The 14,904-nt window shown below is 72.6% G+C and carries 17 protein-coding genes, 2 tRNA genes and 1 other RNA gene; 7 read left to right on the forward strand and 13 right to left on the reverse strand.

Translation table 11 applies throughout. From position 1 onward, the window contains the following. Nucleotides 1-251: 251 nt before the first annotated feature. The 7 genes from AB0N90_RS15570 to AB0N90_RS15600 form a co-directional block, all read right to left on the reverse strand. Nucleotides 252-1,106 (reverse strand): RNA polymerase sigma factor SigF, encoded by an 855-nt coding sequence (locus AB0N90_RS15570; RefSeq protein WP_128790781.1) that lies wholly within the window; start codon nucleotides 1,104-1,106, stop codon nucleotides 252-254. Nucleotides 1,107-1,270: 164 nt separating this feature from the next. After that, nucleotides 1,271-1,564, reverse strand: a complete 294-nt coding sequence (locus tag AB0N90_RS15575) for a Dabb family protein (RefSeq protein ID WP_361671787.1) — start codon at nucleotides 1,562-1,564, stop codon at nucleotides 1,271-1,273. Between the two features lie 10 nt (nucleotides 1,565-1,574). Continuing rightward, nucleotides 1,575-1,754, reverse strand: a complete 180-nt coding sequence (locus AB0N90_RS15580) for a hypothetical protein (RefSeq protein ID WP_037650636.1) — start codon at nucleotides 1,752-1,754, stop codon at nucleotides 1,575-1,577. Nucleotides 1,755-1,909: 155 nt separating this feature from the next. After that, nucleotides 1,910-1,994: transfer RNA gene (locus AB0N90_RS15585), tRNA-Ser, on the reverse strand. Nucleotides 1,995-2,039: 45 nt separating this feature from the next. Next, entirely contained in the window at nucleotides 2,040-2,471 is a 432-nt protein-coding gene (gene tadA / locus AB0N90_RS15590) for a tRNA adenosine(34) deaminase TadA (protein WP_361672657.1), read from the reverse strand. A gap of 68 nt (nucleotides 2,472-2,539) precedes the next feature. Beyond that, on the reverse strand, nucleotides 2,540-3,079 hold the full coding sequence (locus AB0N90_RS15595) for a hypothetical protein (RefSeq protein ID WP_361672654.1): 540 nt from the start codon (nucleotides 3,077-3,079) through the stop codon (nucleotides 2,540-2,542). A 322-nt stretch (nucleotides 3,080-3,401) separates the two neighbouring features. Beyond that, nucleotides 3,402-3,605 carry a hypothetical protein gene (locus tag AB0N90_RS15600; RefSeq protein ID WP_361671785.1) on the reverse strand — a complete coding sequence of 68 codons (204 nt, stop codon included), beginning with the start codon at nucleotides 3,603-3,605 and terminating at the stop codon, nucleotides 3,402-3,404. Between the two features lie 94 nt (nucleotides 3,606-3,699). Here AB0N90_RS15600 and upp point away from each other — a divergent pair, with 94 nt between their 5' ends. After that, complete coding sequence (gene upp, locus AB0N90_RS15605; protein WP_361671782.1) at nucleotides 3,700-4,335, forward strand: uracil phosphoribosyltransferase; 636 nt, start codon at nucleotides 3,700-3,702, stop codon at nucleotides 4,333-4,335. A 79-nt stretch (nucleotides 4,336-4,414) separates the two neighbouring features. Here upp and AB0N90_RS15610 read toward each other — a convergent pair whose 3' ends face one another. Together AB0N90_RS15610 and AB0N90_RS15615 are read right to left on the reverse strand one after the other, a co-directional pair. Beyond that, complete coding sequence (locus AB0N90_RS15610) at nucleotides 4,415-5,065, reverse strand: LytR C-terminal domain-containing protein (protein WP_361671780.1); 651 nt, start codon at nucleotides 5,063-5,065, stop codon at nucleotides 4,415-4,417. A 151-nt stretch (nucleotides 5,066-5,216) separates the two neighbouring features. Then, nucleotides 5,217-5,513 carry a type II toxin-antitoxin system VapB family antitoxin gene (locus tag AB0N90_RS15615; protein WP_003986294.1) on the reverse strand — a complete coding sequence of 99 codons (297 nt, stop codon included), beginning with the start codon at nucleotides 5,511-5,513 and terminating at the stop codon, nucleotides 5,217-5,219. Between the two features lie 132 nt (nucleotides 5,514-5,645). Between AB0N90_RS15615 and AB0N90_RS15620 the strand changes: the two genes are divergently transcribed. Then, nucleotides 5,646-7,253, forward strand: coding sequence for a helicase HerA-like domain-containing protein (locus tag AB0N90_RS15620; protein ID WP_365196608.1), 1,608 nt, complete (start codon nucleotides 5,646-5,648; stop codon nucleotides 7,251-7,253). A gap of 76 nt (nucleotides 7,254-7,329) precedes the next feature. Here AB0N90_RS15620 and AB0N90_RS15625 read toward each other — a convergent pair whose 3' ends face one another. Together AB0N90_RS15625 and AB0N90_RS15630 are read right to left on the reverse strand one after the other, a co-directional pair. Continuing rightward, nucleotides 7,330-8,025, reverse strand: coding sequence for an HdeD family acid-resistance protein (locus AB0N90_RS15625; protein WP_365196611.1), 696 nt, complete (start codon nucleotides 8,023-8,025; stop codon nucleotides 7,330-7,332). 89 nt (nucleotides 8,026-8,114) lie between these two features. Continuing rightward, nucleotides 8,115-8,708: an HhH-GPD-type base excision DNA repair protein gene (locus AB0N90_RS15630; RefSeq protein ID WP_365196614.1), complete on the reverse strand. Its 594-nt coding sequence runs from the start codon at nucleotides 8,706-8,708 to the stop codon at nucleotides 8,115-8,117. A 96-nt stretch (nucleotides 8,709-8,804) separates the two neighbouring features. On the opposite strand from AB0N90_RS15630, the gene AB0N90_RS15635 reads away from it, so the two are divergent. From AB0N90_RS15635 to AB0N90_RS15650, 4 genes are read left to right on the forward strand one after another with little or no spacing between them, the layout of a single operon-like run. Then, entirely contained in the window at nucleotides 8,805-10,898 is a 2,094-nt protein-coding gene (locus tag AB0N90_RS15635; RefSeq protein WP_365196616.1) for a penicillin acylase family protein, read from the forward strand. Further along, complete coding sequence (locus tag AB0N90_RS15640) at nucleotides 10,895-11,482, forward strand: GNAT family N-acetyltransferase (protein ID WP_365196619.1); 588 nt, start codon at nucleotides 10,895-10,897, stop codon at nucleotides 11,480-11,482. Before AB0N90_RS15635 ends, AB0N90_RS15640 begins: the two co-directional genes overlap by 4 nt. 43 nt (nucleotides 11,483-11,525) lie before the next feature. Further along, nucleotides 11,526-12,002 carry a cupin domain-containing protein gene (locus tag AB0N90_RS15645; protein WP_365196621.1) on the forward strand — a complete coding sequence of 159 codons (477 nt, stop codon included), beginning with the start codon at nucleotides 11,526-11,528 and terminating at the stop codon, nucleotides 12,000-12,002. Next, entirely contained in the window at nucleotides 11,999-12,760 is a 762-nt protein-coding gene (locus AB0N90_RS15650; RefSeq protein ID WP_365196623.1) for an SDR family oxidoreductase, read from the forward strand. The genes AB0N90_RS15645 and AB0N90_RS15650 overlap by 4 nt, the downstream gene beginning before the upstream one ends. On the opposite strand, the gene AB0N90_RS15655 is transcribed toward AB0N90_RS15650, so the two are convergent. Beyond that, nucleotides 12,750-14,447, reverse strand: coding sequence for a DUF4041 domain-containing protein (locus tag AB0N90_RS15655; protein ID WP_365196626.1), 1,698 nt, complete (start codon nucleotides 14,445-14,447; stop codon nucleotides 12,750-12,752). The two genes, AB0N90_RS15650 and AB0N90_RS15655, sit on opposite strands and share 11 nt — an antisense overlap. Nucleotides 14,448-14,621: 174 nt before the next feature. After that, nucleotides 14,622-14,709 (reverse strand) — tRNA-Ser (locus tag AB0N90_RS15660). A gap of 72 nt (nucleotides 14,710-14,781) precedes the next feature. On the opposite strand from AB0N90_RS15660, the gene ffs reads away from it, so the two are divergent. Continuing rightward, nucleotides 14,782-14,878: signal recognition particle sRNA small type (gene ffs, locus AB0N90_RS15665), an RNA gene on the forward strand. Nucleotides 14,879-14,904: the final 26 nt, after the last annotated feature.

The raw sequence follows: 14,904 nt of genomic DNA on the forward strand, positions 1-14,904 counted from the left end.
AAGATCCGAATCACCGCTGGATAAAAGGGGTCTGACGGGCTTTCGGGTCCTCAACTCAGGAAACAGCCCTGGTGAGCGAATCGCTCGCGGCGGTGAGCGCTCGATCGGGTTTGCGATGCAGAGCTGTTCGGGTGTGTGCTTCGGTGCGCCCACTGTGCGACCACCGACTTGCCCGGTATGCGCCCGGGGCTCTGTTATACGGAGGACCGCTTGTGGGGCGGCCGTGACCACGGCCCGGTTGTGGTCACCGGTTACGCGTCGATGCGGTTCGCCGAGCGCAGCCGCTGGAAGCTGCGGGCGAGCAGCCGCGAGACATGCATCTGGGAGACGCCGAGTTCCGCGCTGATCTGCGACTGGGTGAGGTTGCTGTAGTAGCGCAGCAGCAGGATCCGCTGTTCGCGCTCGGGGAGTTGGACCAGGAGATGGCGGACCAGGTCGCGGTGCTCCACGCCGTCCAGGGCCGGGTCCTCGTAGCCGATGCGGTCCAGCAGTCCGGGCAGCCCGTCGCCCTCCTGCGCGGCCTCCAGGGAGGTGGCGTGGTACGAGCGGCCCGCCTCGATGCAGCTGAGCACCTCCTCCTCGCTGATCCGCAGCCGCTCGGCGATCTCGGCGGTGGAGGGGGAACGGCCGTGCAGCGTGGTCAGGTCCTCGGTGGCGCTGTTGACCTGCACCCACAGCTCGTGCAGCCGGCGCGGTACGTGCACGGTGCGGACGTTGTCCCGGAAGTACCGCTTGATCTCGCCCACGACGGTCGGCATGGCGAAGGTCGGGAACTGCACGCCCCGGTCCGGGTCGAAGCGGTCGATGGCGTTGATCAGGCCGATGGTGCCGACCTGGATCACGTCCTCCATGGGCTCGTTGCGGGAGCGGAAGCGGGCGGCGGCGTAGCGCACGAGCGGGAGGTTCGCCTCGATCAGCGCGCCCCGCACGCGGTTGTGCTCCGGAGTGCCGGGGGCGAGCTCCTTCAGCTCGGCGAAGAGCACCTGGGTCAGGGCCCGGGTGTCCGCGCCGCGGCGTTTCCCTGGGGGCACAGAGGCGGGGACGGGGGCCTCCTCCTGGGGCGGCGCAGTACTGGCCGGCACGGTCAACGCCACCTCTTCGGTCAATCATCCGTCAAAAGCGGTCATAGCATCACAAGACATGTGCACTGTGTGCAAGCACCGGATAACGCCGTGTTGTGTTCAAACATTGACAAGTTGGGGCGTGGAACGCACGAAAGCCCCCCGCCTGCACGGCGGGAGGCTTCGGGAGAGCTCGGCGGGAAGGGGGCCTAGAACTCGTAGTCCGCGATCACCCACGTGGCGAATTCGCGCCACAGGGCGACGCCCGCCTGGTGGGCCGGGTGCTCCAGATAGCGCTGGAGGGCACCGGTGTCCTCGACGGCCGAGTTGATCGCGAAGTCGTAGGCGATCGGCCGGTCGGTGATGTTCCAGGCGCACTCCCAGGAACGCAGTTCCTCGATCCGCTCCGGCAGCGCCCGGAAGGCCGCCACGCCCGCCGCGACCCGCGGATCGTCGCGCTCGACGCCCTCGTTGAGCTTGAACAGGACCAGGTGGCGGATCATGCGGAGTACCTCAGTTCTTTCCTCCGTTGGCGGCCCAGGTCATGAAGTCACCGATGGCCCTGGCCGCGTCCGATATGCCCTCGAACCCTATCTGGACATAGCTGGCCGCCTTGGCCGGGTCCGTGATGATCACGTACAGCACGAAGACCACGAGCGCGTACAGAACGATCTTCTTGGCGTTCACCGCCACCGCGGCCCTCCCGTGTGTCCATGGCCCGATGGGCCCCTGCCTGCCGGCGGCGAGTGTAACGTTCACCCCTTTATCGGGGACCAACGGCCCGCCGCGCAAGGCGATTTGGGCGTATGCGGAAAGGGCCCCGTCTTGCGACGAGGCCCTTTCGGAAGCGGTAGCGGAGGGATTTGAACCCTCGGTGACTTGCGCCACACTCGCTTTCGAGGCGAGCTCCTTCGGCCGCTCGGACACGCTACCGAGGGAGACCTTACAGCACGGTGGGGCATGGTTCGAAATCGGTGTTCAGCGATCCCGGAAGAACGCCGTGAGCAGGGCGGCGCACTCCCCCGCGAGGACGCCCTCGACGACCTCCGGGCGGTGGTTGAGCCGCCGGTCGCGCAGCACGTCCCACAGCGAGCCGGCGGCGCCCGCCTTGTCGTCCCGGGCGCCGTAGACCACCCGGTCCACCCGGGACTGCACCAGCGCGCCCGCGCACATGGTGCAGGGCTCCAGGGTGACCACGAGCGTGCAGCCGGTCAGCCGCCACTCGCCGAGGCGCGCGGCGGCCCGCCGGATCGCCAGGACCTCCGCGTGGGCCGTGGGATCGCCGGTGGCCTCGCGCTCGTTGTGCCCGGTGGCGAGCACCGTCGTACCGTCCGGGGACAGGACGACGGCGCCTACGGGTACGTCCCCGCCCCGGACGGCGGCCTCGGCCTCGGCCAGGGCGAGCCGCATCGCGTCCCGCCAGGGGTCGCGCACCGGGTCCGGCGCCGCACGGGTGTCGCCCACCGGTCCTCCCGCGGTCAGCGGACGGTCTCCAGCACCTCCGAGGCGCCCAGGGCCTCGGCGATGGAACCGAGCGCGTCCTCGGCGTCCAGGGAGCGCAGTTCCTTCTCGCTGATGCCCAGGTCGTCGAGGATCTCGCTGTCGCCGACCGGGCTGTGCGGCACCGCGTCGCCGGTGCCGCCCTCCTCGTCCCCGTCGTCGTCGGCCTCGGACTCGCCGTCCTCGGTGCCGTCGAGGTCGAGTTCGTCCAGGTCGGGGCCGTCGGCGGCGCCGGGCTCCCGGCCCAGCAGCTCATCGGTGAGCAGCAGCTCGCCGTAGGCGCTGCGGGCGGCGGCGGCCGCGTCCGAGACGTAGATGCGGGGGTCTTCCTCCCCGTCCACGCGGACGACGCCGAACCACGCGTCCTCCTGCTCGATCAGGACGAGCACCGTGTCCTCCTCGGGAGAGGATTCACGGGCCAGGTCGGCCAGGTCCGACAGGGTCTCCACATCGTCGAGCTCTGTGTCGCTCGCTTTCCACCCGTCTTCGGTGCGCGCGAGCAGTGCGGCGAAGTACACCGTGACTCTCCCACTGGTCATAGGCGTGCCGGTTGGGGGTCCCCCCGGCGGAGGTTCTTTGGGCGGGGAGAGCTGGGCTCCGAGCCCCACCCACTCGGAATCGTGGCAGAAACAAGGCGTTCAGGGGACGTCTTCGGCTCCCTGTGTCTGGCGGTTTCGAGCGTGAATCGTCACAGAGTCACCAGCGCTCTCATTGCGGCCACCTGCGGATCGTACGCGGCTTTGCGAGACGCTCACGCACGCCCACCGCGGAAACTTCGGCCCGGCCGGCGATCTTCCTCACCCGCTTCTTGCCCAGGGGTCCCAGCTCATGGCCCCGGCCTCACCAACGGAAGGTCCGCATCCGCATCGCGTGGCGCAATCGGGCCGCCTTGGCGCGTCGCGGCTGGACCCGGTCGCGCAGGGCACGGGCCTCGGCCAGCTCGCGCAGGAACCGGGCTCTGCGACGGCGCCGTTCGGCCTCGGCCTCGGGACCCGTGGCCCTGGACCCGTGCGCGTCGTCGGGAGTATCAGGCAGGTCAGACACGTCACACCACCCCAGTCCGTCCCTGTCACCCTGCCCCGGACGGCCGGTTTGACGCCAGCGCGGACCGGTCCGGGGCGCAGGTACCGTTATGGGCATGCGCCTCCACGTCGTCGACCACCCCCTGGTCGCTCACAAGCTCACCACGCTGCGCGACCAGCGCACCGACTCCGCGACCTTCCGCAGGCTCGCCGACGAACTGGTCACCCTGCTCGCCTACGAGGCCACGCGGGACGTGCGCACCGAGATCGTCGACATCAACACGCCGGTCGCCCGCACCACCGGCGTCAAGCTCGCCCGCCCCCGCCCGCTCGTGGTGCCGATCCTGCGCGCCGGTCTCGGCATGCTCGACGGCATGGTCCGGCTGCTGCCGACCGCCGAGGTGGGCTTCCTGGGCATGATCCGCAACGAGGAGACCCTTGAGGCCTCCACGTACGCCACCCGGATGCCGGAGGACCTCTCGGGCCGCCAGGTCTACGTCCTCGACCCGATGCTGGCCACGGGCGGCACCCTGGTCGCCGCCATCCGCGAGCTGATCCGGCGCGGCGCGGACGACGTCACGGCCGTGGTCCTGCTGGCCGCGCCCGAGGGCGTCGAGCTGATGGAGCGCGAACTGGCGGGCACGCCGGTGACGGTGGTGACCGCCGCGGTCGACGACCACCTCAACGAGCACGGCTACATCATCCCCGGCCTGGGCGACGCGGGCGACCGGCTGTACGGCGCGGCGGAGTAGCGGGGGTTTCCAGCGCCCCCGTGGGGGCGCGGGGAACCGCGCGATCAGCCACGTCGGAACCGCACCCGACGACGAAGCCTCAGCACCCCTTCTTTTCCGGCGAGCCGACGGCAGTCACGGGCGCGGTCAGGGCGGTCACCGCCTTGTCCGCGTCCGCCGCCTTCACCAGCCCCTTGAACCCGTCCCCGAGGATGAGGTCGAGCGTGGCGCCCTTGCGCCCGTCGGGGCGCTGCTCCGCGCCCGCGACCTGCGCGCCGAGCACCGGCAGGGACGTGTCGACCGCGGACGTCGGCCCGAGGACCACTCCCGCGCCCTTCACCTTCTTGTCGTAGTCCGCACCGGCGTTGCCGACGTCACCGATCTTGAACCCGCGCTTCTTCAGCTGGTCCGCGGTGTCCTTGGCGAGCCCGGTGCGGGCGGTGGCGTTGAAGACGTTCACGGTGATGCGGCCGGGCGGGGGCAGCACCTTCCCACCGTGCGCGGTCGCGGCCTTCGCCGCGTCGGCCTTGCCCTTGGCCGGGCACCGCTTCGCGGCGTCGGCGGTCGATCCGCCCCCGCTGAAGACGTCGATGAGCTCCAGCGTGCCCCAGCCGAGCAGACCGAGTGCGCACACGGAGGCCAGTACGGTCGCGACCAGCCGGCCTCGCCGCCGGGGCCGGCGCATCCGGGGGTACTTCGTCCCCGTGATCCGGTATTTGCCGCCCATGCCGGGGGGAGTCAGCATGCTCATGAACGCAGCGTAGTGCGCCGGGGCAGGGATGCCTATTAGATGATCAGTCGAGGGCGCTCAGTGGAACCCGAAAGGGTCAATCCGCGGGCGCCACAAGGCCGAACGGCGCACTCGGCGAGGGCCGGCCGACCGGTCGGGTCAGCCGGTCGGGTCAGCCGAGTTCGAGCACCCGGGCGTGCAGCACCTGGCGCTGCTGGAGCGCCGCGCGCACCGCGCGGTGCAGGCCGTCCTCCAGGTAGAGATCGCCCTGCCACTTCACGACATGCGCGAAGAGGTCGCCGTAGAACGTCGAGTCCTCCGCGAGCAGGGTTTCCAGGTCCAGCTGCTGCTTGGTCGTCACGAGCTGATCGAGGCGGACCGGGCGCGGCGCGACGTCCGCCCACTGCCGGGTGCTTTCCCGGCCGTGATCGGGGTACGGCCGGCCGTTTCCGATGCGCTTGAAGATCACACGGAAAGCCTACCGGCCCAGACGTTCCGGGCGCAGCCATGGCGCCGGAGTGCGACGCTTGAAAAGGTTCCACAAACGGGACAAATGCCGTCGATCGGCAACGGGGGCCGTGGCGAGGGAACAGGGGACCGGATGAGCGACCGAGACGCAGCGCCCGGAGCAGACCCTGGTGCGGACCCCGGAGCGGACCGCGGCGCGGGCCCCGGCGCGGACCCCCGGGACCCCGCCGGACTTCCCGACCCGGCCCGGCGGATCGCCGCCGGATACGCCTTCTCCGGACCCGCCCTCGACCTCGGCGCCCTGCTGTGGGACGGCGGCTGCCACGCGGATGCCCCGATCCGCGTCCCGCTGCCCATGCTCAACCGGCACGGACTGGTCGCGGGCGCCACCGGCACCGGCAAGACCAAGACCCTCCAGCTGATCGCCGAACAGCTGTCGGCCCAGGGGGTGCCGGTGTTCCTCGCGGACATCAAGGGCGACCTGTCCGGCATCGCGCGCCCCGGACAGCGGAACGACCGGGTACGGCAGCGGTCCGGTGAGGTCGGCCAGAGCTGGACGCCGGCCGGGTTCCCGGCGGAGTTCTACGCGCTCGGCGGTCTCGGCCACGGCATCCCGGTGCGCGCCACGGTCACGAGTTTCGGCCCGGTGCTGCTGTCCAAGGTGCTCGGGCTCAACCAGACCCAGGAGCAGTCCCTCGGCCTGATCTTCCACTACGCCGACACCAAGGGCCTGGAGCTGATCGACCTCAAGGACCTCAGGGCGGTCGTCGCCTTCCTCACCTCCGACGAGGGCAGACCCGAGCTGAAGGGCATCGGCGGGCTCTCCACGGCCACCGCCGGGGTGATCCTGCGCTCCCTGACCGCCTTCGAGGCGCAGGGCATGGCGGACTTCTTCGGGGAGCCGGAGTTCGACACGGCCGGCTTCCTGCGGACGGCGGACGACGGCCGGGGCATCGTCTCCGTCCTCGAACTCCCCGCCGTACAGGACAGACCGCAGCTGTTCTCCACCTTCCTGATGTGGCTCCTCGCCGACCTCTTCCACGACCTGCCCGAGATCGGCGACGCCGACAAGCCGAAGCTGGTGTTCTTCTTCGACGAGGCGCATCTGCTGTTCAACGGCGCGTCCAGGGCGTTCCTGGACTCGATCACCCAGACCGTGCGGCTGATCCGCTCCAAGGGAGTCGGCGTCTTCTTCGTCACCCAGACCCCGAAGGACGTGCCCGCCGACGTCCTCGGCCAGCTCGGCAACCGCGTCCAGCACGCGCTGCGGGCCTTCACACCGGACGACCAGAAGGCGCTGCGGGCGACCGTGCGGACCTTCCCGAGATCGCCGTACGACCTGGAGGAACTGCTCACCGGCCTGGGCACGGGCGAGGCGGTGGTGACCGTGCTCAGCGAGAACGGCGCCCCCACCCCCGTCGCCGCCACCCGGCTGCGCGCCCCCGAGTCCCTGATGGGCCCGCTGGACCCGGCCGAACTGGACGACGCGGTACGGAACTCGCCGCTGCACGACCGTTATGCACAGGCTGTGGACCGCGAGTCGGCGTACGAGAAGCTGACCGCCGCGCCGGTGGCGGCGCCGCCCGAGGCCCCGCGCGAGCGCCCGGCGAAAGAGGATCCCACGCTGGTCGAACAGGTCGTCGGCAGCGGGATGTTCAAGTCCCTGGCCCGCTCGGTCGGCACCCAGCTGGGCCGCGAGATCACCCGCTCCCTGTTCGGCACCGCGCGCCGCAGACGGTGAACGACGACGGTGAACGACCGGCCGCCGTACCGGAGGCGGTGAGCGTGTCCGGTACGGCGGTTCAGAGGGGCGGGGCTCAGACGGTCCTCGGCACCTGCTTCGCCCGGTGGCGGATGCGGAACGCGGTGATGATCTCGGTGATGCCCACCACGACCAGCCAGATGCCGCCGACCAGGGTCAGCACGGCCACCGACCGGAAGGGCGAGTCGATCAGCACGATCCCGGCGACGAACGTCAGCACGCCGAGCACGATCTGCCAGCCGCGCGCGGGCATCCGGGGGTCGGAGATCGCGGCCATGGTGTGGGTGACCCCGCGGATCAGCCAGCCGATGCCGATCCACAGGGCGAGCAGCAGGATCGACTGCATGGGCCCGCGGAAGCAGAGCAGGCCCAGCAGGATCGACAGCGCGCCGCTGATGAACGCCAGCACCCGCAGCGAGGTCGCCTGGTGCGTGCCGAACGCCGCGGTCAGCTGGAAGACGCCGCTGACCAGCAGGTAGAGCCCGAAGAGGACGCCGGCCACGGCCAGGGAGTGGCCCGGCCACACCAGGACCAGGATGCCCAGGATCAGCGAGGCGATCCCGGTGACCAGGACCACCTGCCAGGCGGCCTTGGCCAGGGCGTGCAGCGGCCCCTCGACCGGCGGTTCGGCCTCATGGCGCTCATGGCGCGTCTGCGGTTCGTGCGGGGCGCCCGGCGGCCGGCCGCCGTGGACGCGCTGGTCGTCGTACTCACGGCCCCGTTCCGGTCCGTGCTGCGATGCCTCGGTCATGCTCCATGCTCGGAGCGGCTTTGGCCGGTCCGCCACCCGGGTGGGCCACCAGGTGTACCCGGGGGCTGCCGCGGGGCCTGTTCCCGGGGCTATGTGCGGGCCGCTTTCGCCGCCTTGGCCGCGGCCTTCATCTCCTGCTTGTGGGCGCGCACCCTGGTGAGCGAGTCCGGTCCGGTGATGTCGGCGACGGACCGGTAGGACTCCGGTTCGCCGTAGGCGCCGGCCGCCTCGCGCCAGCCCGCCGGTGCGACCCCGAGCTGCTTGCCCAGCAGCGCGAGGAAGATCTGCGCCTTCTGCCGCCCGAACCCCGGCAGGTCCTCCAGGCGTCTCAGCAGCTCGGCGCCGCTGCCGACGCCCCGCCAGACGGCCTCGGCGTCCCCGTCGTAGTGCTCGACCAGGTACTGGCACAGCTGCTGGACGCGCTTGGCCATGGCGCCCGGGTAGCGGTGCACGGCGGGCTTCTCGGAGAGCAGCGCGGCGAACGCCTCCGGGTCCCGCGCGGCGATCTCGTGCGCGTCCAGGTCCTCGGCGCCGAGCCGGTCGGCGATGGTCCGCGGCCCCTTGAACGCCCACTCCATCGGGACCTGCTGGTCCAGCAGCATCCCGGTGAGCGCGGCGAGGGGCGAGCGCCCGAGCAGCGCGTCGGCCGCCGGGTCCTGGGCGAGGTGCAGGGTGACGTCCATGGGTCGATGATCCCGCGTCGCGGTCGATCGCGCGTCGCGTACGATTCCCCCCGTTGGAAATTAGGCAAGGCTTACCTAAGATTTGGAGGGCTCGGGGTGACCAGCGAGACCTACCGCGACGCCTTCGGCATTCCCCATCTGCGCGCGGCGGACGTGCATGCGCTGGCCCGCGCCCAGGGCCGGGTCACCGCGCTCGACCGGGCCTGGCAGCTGGAGGTCGAACGGCACCGCGCCCAGGGCACGTCGGCGTCCTTCCTCGGCCCCGGTGAGGTCCCCTGGGACGTCCTCGCCCGCCGGTCGCGCCTGGCCGACACCGCCCGCCGCTGCTTCGCCGCGCTGGAGAGCCGGGACCCGGAGACGGCACGCTGGGTACGGTCGTACGCCGACGGCGTCAACGAGGGACTGCCGGCCGGCGCCCGCCGCGCCCCGGAGTTCGCCCGCACCGCGCTCGCCCCGGGCCGCTGGGAGCCCTGGACCCCGCTCGCCGTCTGGCTCTCCACCCACCTCCTCTTCGCGGGCTTCCCGGCCAAGCTCTGGCGCGAGCAGGCGATCCGGCACCTGGGCCCGGACGCGGTGGGCCTGTTCGCCACCGACGGCCCCGGCACCGCGGGCAGCAACGGCTGGCTGCTCTCCGGCACCCGCACCGCCACCGGCCTGCCGCTGCTCGCCGGCGACCCGCACCGCTTCATCGAGGACCCCGGCGTCTACCAGCAGATCCGCCTGGCCTGCCCCGAGTTCGACGCCGTCGGCCTCGCCGTCCCCGGCATCCCCGGCCTGCCCCACTTCGGCCACGCGGGCGCGGTCGCCTGGGGCATCACCAACGCCATGGCCGACTACCAGGACCTCTACCGCGAACGCCTGCGCCGCGCGGGCTCCTCCGTCGAGGCGCTGGGCCCGGACGGGCACTGGCACCCGGCGCACGCGCACACCGAGACGCTGGAGGTCGCGGGGGAGGCGCCGATCGAGGTCGAGGTGATCGAGACGGAGCGGGGCCCGGTGATCGCGGGGGGCCCGGAGGCGTCGTACGACCCGGAGGGCGGCGCCGACGGCGGGGCGCTCGCCCTGCGGTACCCGCCCCGCGTCACGGAGGACCTCGGCTTCGGCGCGCTGCTCGGGCTCCTGCGCGCGCGGAACGTCGCCGATGTCGACCGGGCCCTGGACGCCTGGGCCGAGCCGGTGAACGTCGTCCAGGCGGCCGACACCGACGGCGGCACCCTGCACCGGGTCGCCGGGCGCGTCCCGCTGCGCGCCCGCGCCAACCGCCTGCACCCGGTGCCCGCCTGGCGCCCCGGCCACGACTGGCACGGCTGGCACGAGATGCCGTACGCCCCCGTCCCGGACGGCATCGCCGTGATGGCCAACCAGCGCGGCCCGGCCGCCCCCCTCGGCGTGGAGTTCGCCCCGCCGCACCGCGCCGACCGCATCCGCGACCTCCTCGACACCGAGGGCTCCTGGAGCGCCGGGGACATGGCCGCGATCCACACCGACACCCATCTCGCCTCCGCCGCGCCCCTCCTCGGCCACCTCGCCGCGCTCGACGGACTCACCCCGGCCGCGACCCGGCTGCGCGACCGCCTGCTCGCCTGGGACCGCCGCATGGCCGCCGACAGCACCGACGCGGCGGTCTACGCGGCGCTGCGCGGCGCGGTCGTCCAACTCCTGACGGCGCAACCGGCGTTCGCGCCGCTCACCGAACCCCCGGCATACCCGGAGGCGCTGCGCCCCTGGCTGGCCCTCGTCCCGCGCATCGGATTCGCCCTCGAACACCTGCTGCGCGCCGAGGAGTTGTACGGCATCGACCGGCCGGCCCTCGTCCGCAGGGCACTTGAGGCCGTGGCCGCCGAACCCCCCACCGGCACCTGGTCGGACACCCACCGCCTCGCCCCCTGGAGGGCCCTGCCGGACGGCCTGGCCACCCCCGGCCTGGCCGGTGACCACGACTGCGTGCTGTGCACCTCCGCCGTGCCCGGCCTCACCGACCGCGCCGCCCGCGGCCCCGCCGCCCGCTGGGTCTGGGACCTCGCCGACCGGGACGCCAGCCGCTGGGTGGTCCCCTTCGGCGCCGACGGCGTCCCCGGGACCCCGCACCACCACGACCAACTCCCCCTGTGGCTCGGGGGCGAACTCGCCCCCGTCGTCACCGACTGGAACCGGCTCACCCCCGACCGCACCCTGGAGCACCCCGCATGACCACTGACGCGCACGAGACGCCGTACGAACAGCACGTCGACGGCTTCGGCACCGTCCGCGTCCGTCCCCTGGACCCCGCCGCCGACGCGGACGTGATCCACGCCTGGGTGAGCGAGGAACGCGCCGCCTTCTGGGGGATGACCGGCCTCAGCCGCGACCAGGTCGCCGAGATCTACGCCCATATGGCCACCCTGGACACCCACCACGCCCACCTGGTCACCAAGGACGGCGCCCCGGTCGCCCTGTTCCAGACGTACGAGCCCGCCGCCGACCGCGTCGGCGAGTGCTACGACGTGCGGCCCGGCGACCTCGGCGTGCATGTCCTGCTCGCCCCCGCCGACCCCGCCGGAGCCCGCCCCGGCTGGTCCGCCGCGCTGCTCACGGTCCTGACGACGTACGCGCTGACCGCCCTCGGCCGGCAGCGGCTGGTGGTCGACCCGGACGTCCGCAACGCCAAGGCGATCGCCCGCTTCGTCCGCCAGGGCTTCGTGCCCGGACCCGCCGTCGTGCTGCCCGAGGTGGACCTCCCCGATGTGTACCTGCCCGAGAAGCACGCCCAACTCGCCTTCCTGGAACGCGGGTAGAGCGCGGGTAGAGCGGGGGTGGCGCGGGGGTAGCCTTCCGGGGGTGACGACTCCGCACGAGCTGATCGCGCACTACGGACTCGAACCGATCCCCCGCGAGGGCGGCCTGTTCCGGCGCACCTGGGAGGGGCCCGAGCGGGCGGACGGCCGCCCCGCGGGCGCCGCCATCGTGGCCCTGCTCACGGCGGACGACTACTCCGCCCTGCACCGCCTCCCCTACGCCGAGATCTGGCACTTCTACCTCGGCGACCCGCTGGACCTGCTGTTCCTCGCCCCCGACGGCACCACCCGCACGGCCGTCCTCGGCCCCGATCTGCGCGCCGGACAGCAGGTCCAGCTGACCGTCCCGGCCCGCACCTGGATGGGGGCGCGGGTGGCCCCGGGCGGCGCCTGGACGCACTTCGGGTGCACGACGGCCCCCGGGTTCACCTACGCGGACTACGAACACGGGGACGCCGCGGACCTCACGGCGCGTTACCCCGCCGAGGCCGCCCGGATCAGGGAACTGTGCCGCCCATGAGCCTCCTCGACGGACAGACCGCCCTGGTGACCGGCGCGGGCGGCGGCATCGGCCGCGTCCTCGCGCTGCGCTTCGCCGAACAGGGCGCGGCGGTCGCCCTGCACTGCCGTACGGCGACCACCGCGGCCGGGGAGACCGCCGACCGGATCCGGGCGGCGGGCGGCCGGGCGGTCGTGCTGCGCGCGGACCTGACCGACGAGGACGCCTGCCACCGCCTGGTCCACGACACCCTGGAGTGGTCCGGCGGCCGGCTCACCGCGCTGGTCAACAACGCGGCCGCGCAGCCGGTCCAGCCGCTGCCCAAGATGACCGCCGCCGACTGGCGCGCGGTCGTCGACACCGACCTGACCAGCGTCTTCTCCTGCACCCAGGCCGCCGCGGCCCATATGCGCGGGCACGGCGGCGGCACCGTCACCCACATCGCCTCCATCGAGGCCGGGCACCCCGCCCCCGGCCACGCCCACTACGGCGCGGCCAAGGCGGCGGTGGTGACGCACGCCCGAGCGGCCGCCCTGGAGTACGGCCCGGGCGGCATCCGCGTCAACACGGTCTCCCCGGGCCTGATCGACCGGCCTGGCCTCTGCGACACCTGGCCGGACGGCGTCCACCGCTGGCTCACCGCCGCCCCCACCGGCCGCCTGGGCCGCCCCGAGGACGTCGCCGACGCCTGCGTCTTCCTGGCCTCGCCGCTCGCCTCCTGGATCACCGGGCACGACCTGGTCGTGGACGGCGGTGTGTCGGCGCGGCCTACCTGGTGAGCGCTCCGCCCGGCCGCGCGGTGCCGCCCGCTTCGCCGTTCCTGCTCGCGCGCCACTCCAGGGCCTGGGGCTCCTCGGTGAACTCGATCAGGTGCTGCCCGGCGAACCGGTGCAGCGCGTCGCGCACCTCGACCGGCGTGGCGTAGAAGAACTCCTTGCGGCTGTTGACCTGGTTGACGCGCCGGGACGCGAAGTGCCGGTGCAGCTCCGCCTCCAGGCCGACCGCGTCCTTGCTGAAGATCAGCGCGTGCACGTCGAAGCGGAAGGGGACGGCCGCACCGCTCAACTCGTAGACCCGTTCGAGGGGTTCGAGCCGACGAGTCATGCCGATCTTCACGATGCGATCGCCGAAGGCGCCGATGTTCGAGATGACGTACACATAGCCGGTACGGACGTTGGCGGCGCGGGACTCGACGTCCTGGAGCGAGTTCTCGATCTCGGCCAGCTTGGCCTCCAGCTCCGCGGCACCGCCCGCGTCGCCGCGCTCGCGCAGCCGCTCCAGCGCCGCCTGGTAGTGGCCGAGTTCCTTGTTCAGCTTCTCGCGCTGCCGGTCCAGCTCCCGCTGCACGGCCGCCTCCTCCCGCTCCCGGGCGCGCGCCTCGCGCTGGGCCTCCTTCTCCTCGTCCTTCTTCTGGAGGTAGTCGGCGGTGAGCTCCAGCTCGCGCACCCGCGCGTTGTGGAACTCGTCGCTGATCCGGATGTGCATGGTGGCGCCCAGCTTGGCGATCGTCTCGCGGCTCTTGTAGAGCCGGTCGACGAGGGAGGCGAGCCGGTACGGCCGCATGGACCGCACCGCGTAGTCGGCCTCGGCGTTGTAGGCGCGCAGCATGAGCTTGGAGAAGTCGCGGACCATCTTCTGGCCCTCGCGCTTGGAGCCGTTGACCGTCCAGTCCGTGGCGGCGTGCACGGCACGGCCCGCGCGGGTGAGCGACTTGATCTCGTCCCGGAGCGTGTCCAGGCGGCTGCGATAGGCGATCGCGTCCTGGAGGACATGCCGGTAGGCGTAGATCCCCGCCTCCTGGAGCAGGGCGGTCTCGTCGGCGTTGACGATCCGCGCCCGGAGTTCGGCGAGCCGTCGCTCGGCGTCGGAGACGTCCGCGCGCTGCCGGTCGGCTTCGGTGCGCAGCCGTTCCGTCGTCCTGGCCGCCTCCCGCGCGTCGGCGAGGATCTCCTTCGCCGTCGCCCGCGCGTCCTCGACGATCCCCCTGGCCTCGTCACCGGCCTCGGCGACCGCCCTCTCCCGCAGGGCCGCGGCCTCCGCCTCGACCTGCCGTACGAGACCGGCGACGCGCTCGGCGTCCAGCCCCTGCGTCCGCGCGATCCAGGCCCGCAACTCCTCCGCCTCGGAGACGGCCTCCGCCCGCCGCCGCCCGAACAACCGGCCCTTGCGCGGCGCGGGGACCGCGGACCCGGGGCCGACGAGAGGGACGCCGGTGGTGGAACCGACGGCCGGGGTGCCGGGTGCGGGGCCGACGGGAGGGGTGCCGGGCGCGGAGCCGAGGGCAAGGGTGCTGGTGGCGGGGCCGGCGGGAAGGGTGCCGGGCGCGGGGCCGTCCTCCGGGACCCACAACTGCCAGCCCTCCGGAACGGCCGGCCACGACGGATCGGGCCGCCAGTCCACAGGCGGCGTCCACCCCGCGGGCGGCACGGGCCAGCCCGGCGGCGGATTGAAACGATAAGCGCTCATTCCCACCCCCCAGTGAAATGCGCAGAGCGCGATTCTCCGGGCGATCGGCGACCGGGGCGTCCCCCTGTTCCGCCTTGTGACCTTCTTGTGATCGCACGCGGCCGGGGAGCGCACAACGTCGAAGGGCCCCACTGCGAACAGTGGGGCCCTTCGACTTCGTGCCCGGTGAGGCACTGGCGGAGGATACGAGATTCGAACTCGTGAGGGGTTGCCCCCAACACGCTTTCCAAGCGTGCGCCCTAGGCCTCTAGGCGAATCCTCCGGTCGGAACATTACATGACCGAGGAGGGTGCTCGCGAACTCGTTCCCGCAGGCCCGGATCGGGTACTCTCTGCGTAGCCCCTCACGCGGCGCTATCTGACTGAACTCCCCCAGGGCCGGAAGGCAGCAAGGGTAGGTCGGCTCTGGCGGGTGCGTGGGGGGCGTCTGCGTTGCGGGGGCTTTCGGCGGGCCCGGT

The sequence above is a fragment of the Streptomyces sp. NPDC093018 genome, from assembly GCF_040684035.1.
In the GTDB taxonomy this organism is placed as follows: domain Bacteria; phylum Actinomycetota; class Actinomycetes; order Streptomycetales; family Streptomycetaceae; genus Streptomyces; species Streptomyces murinus.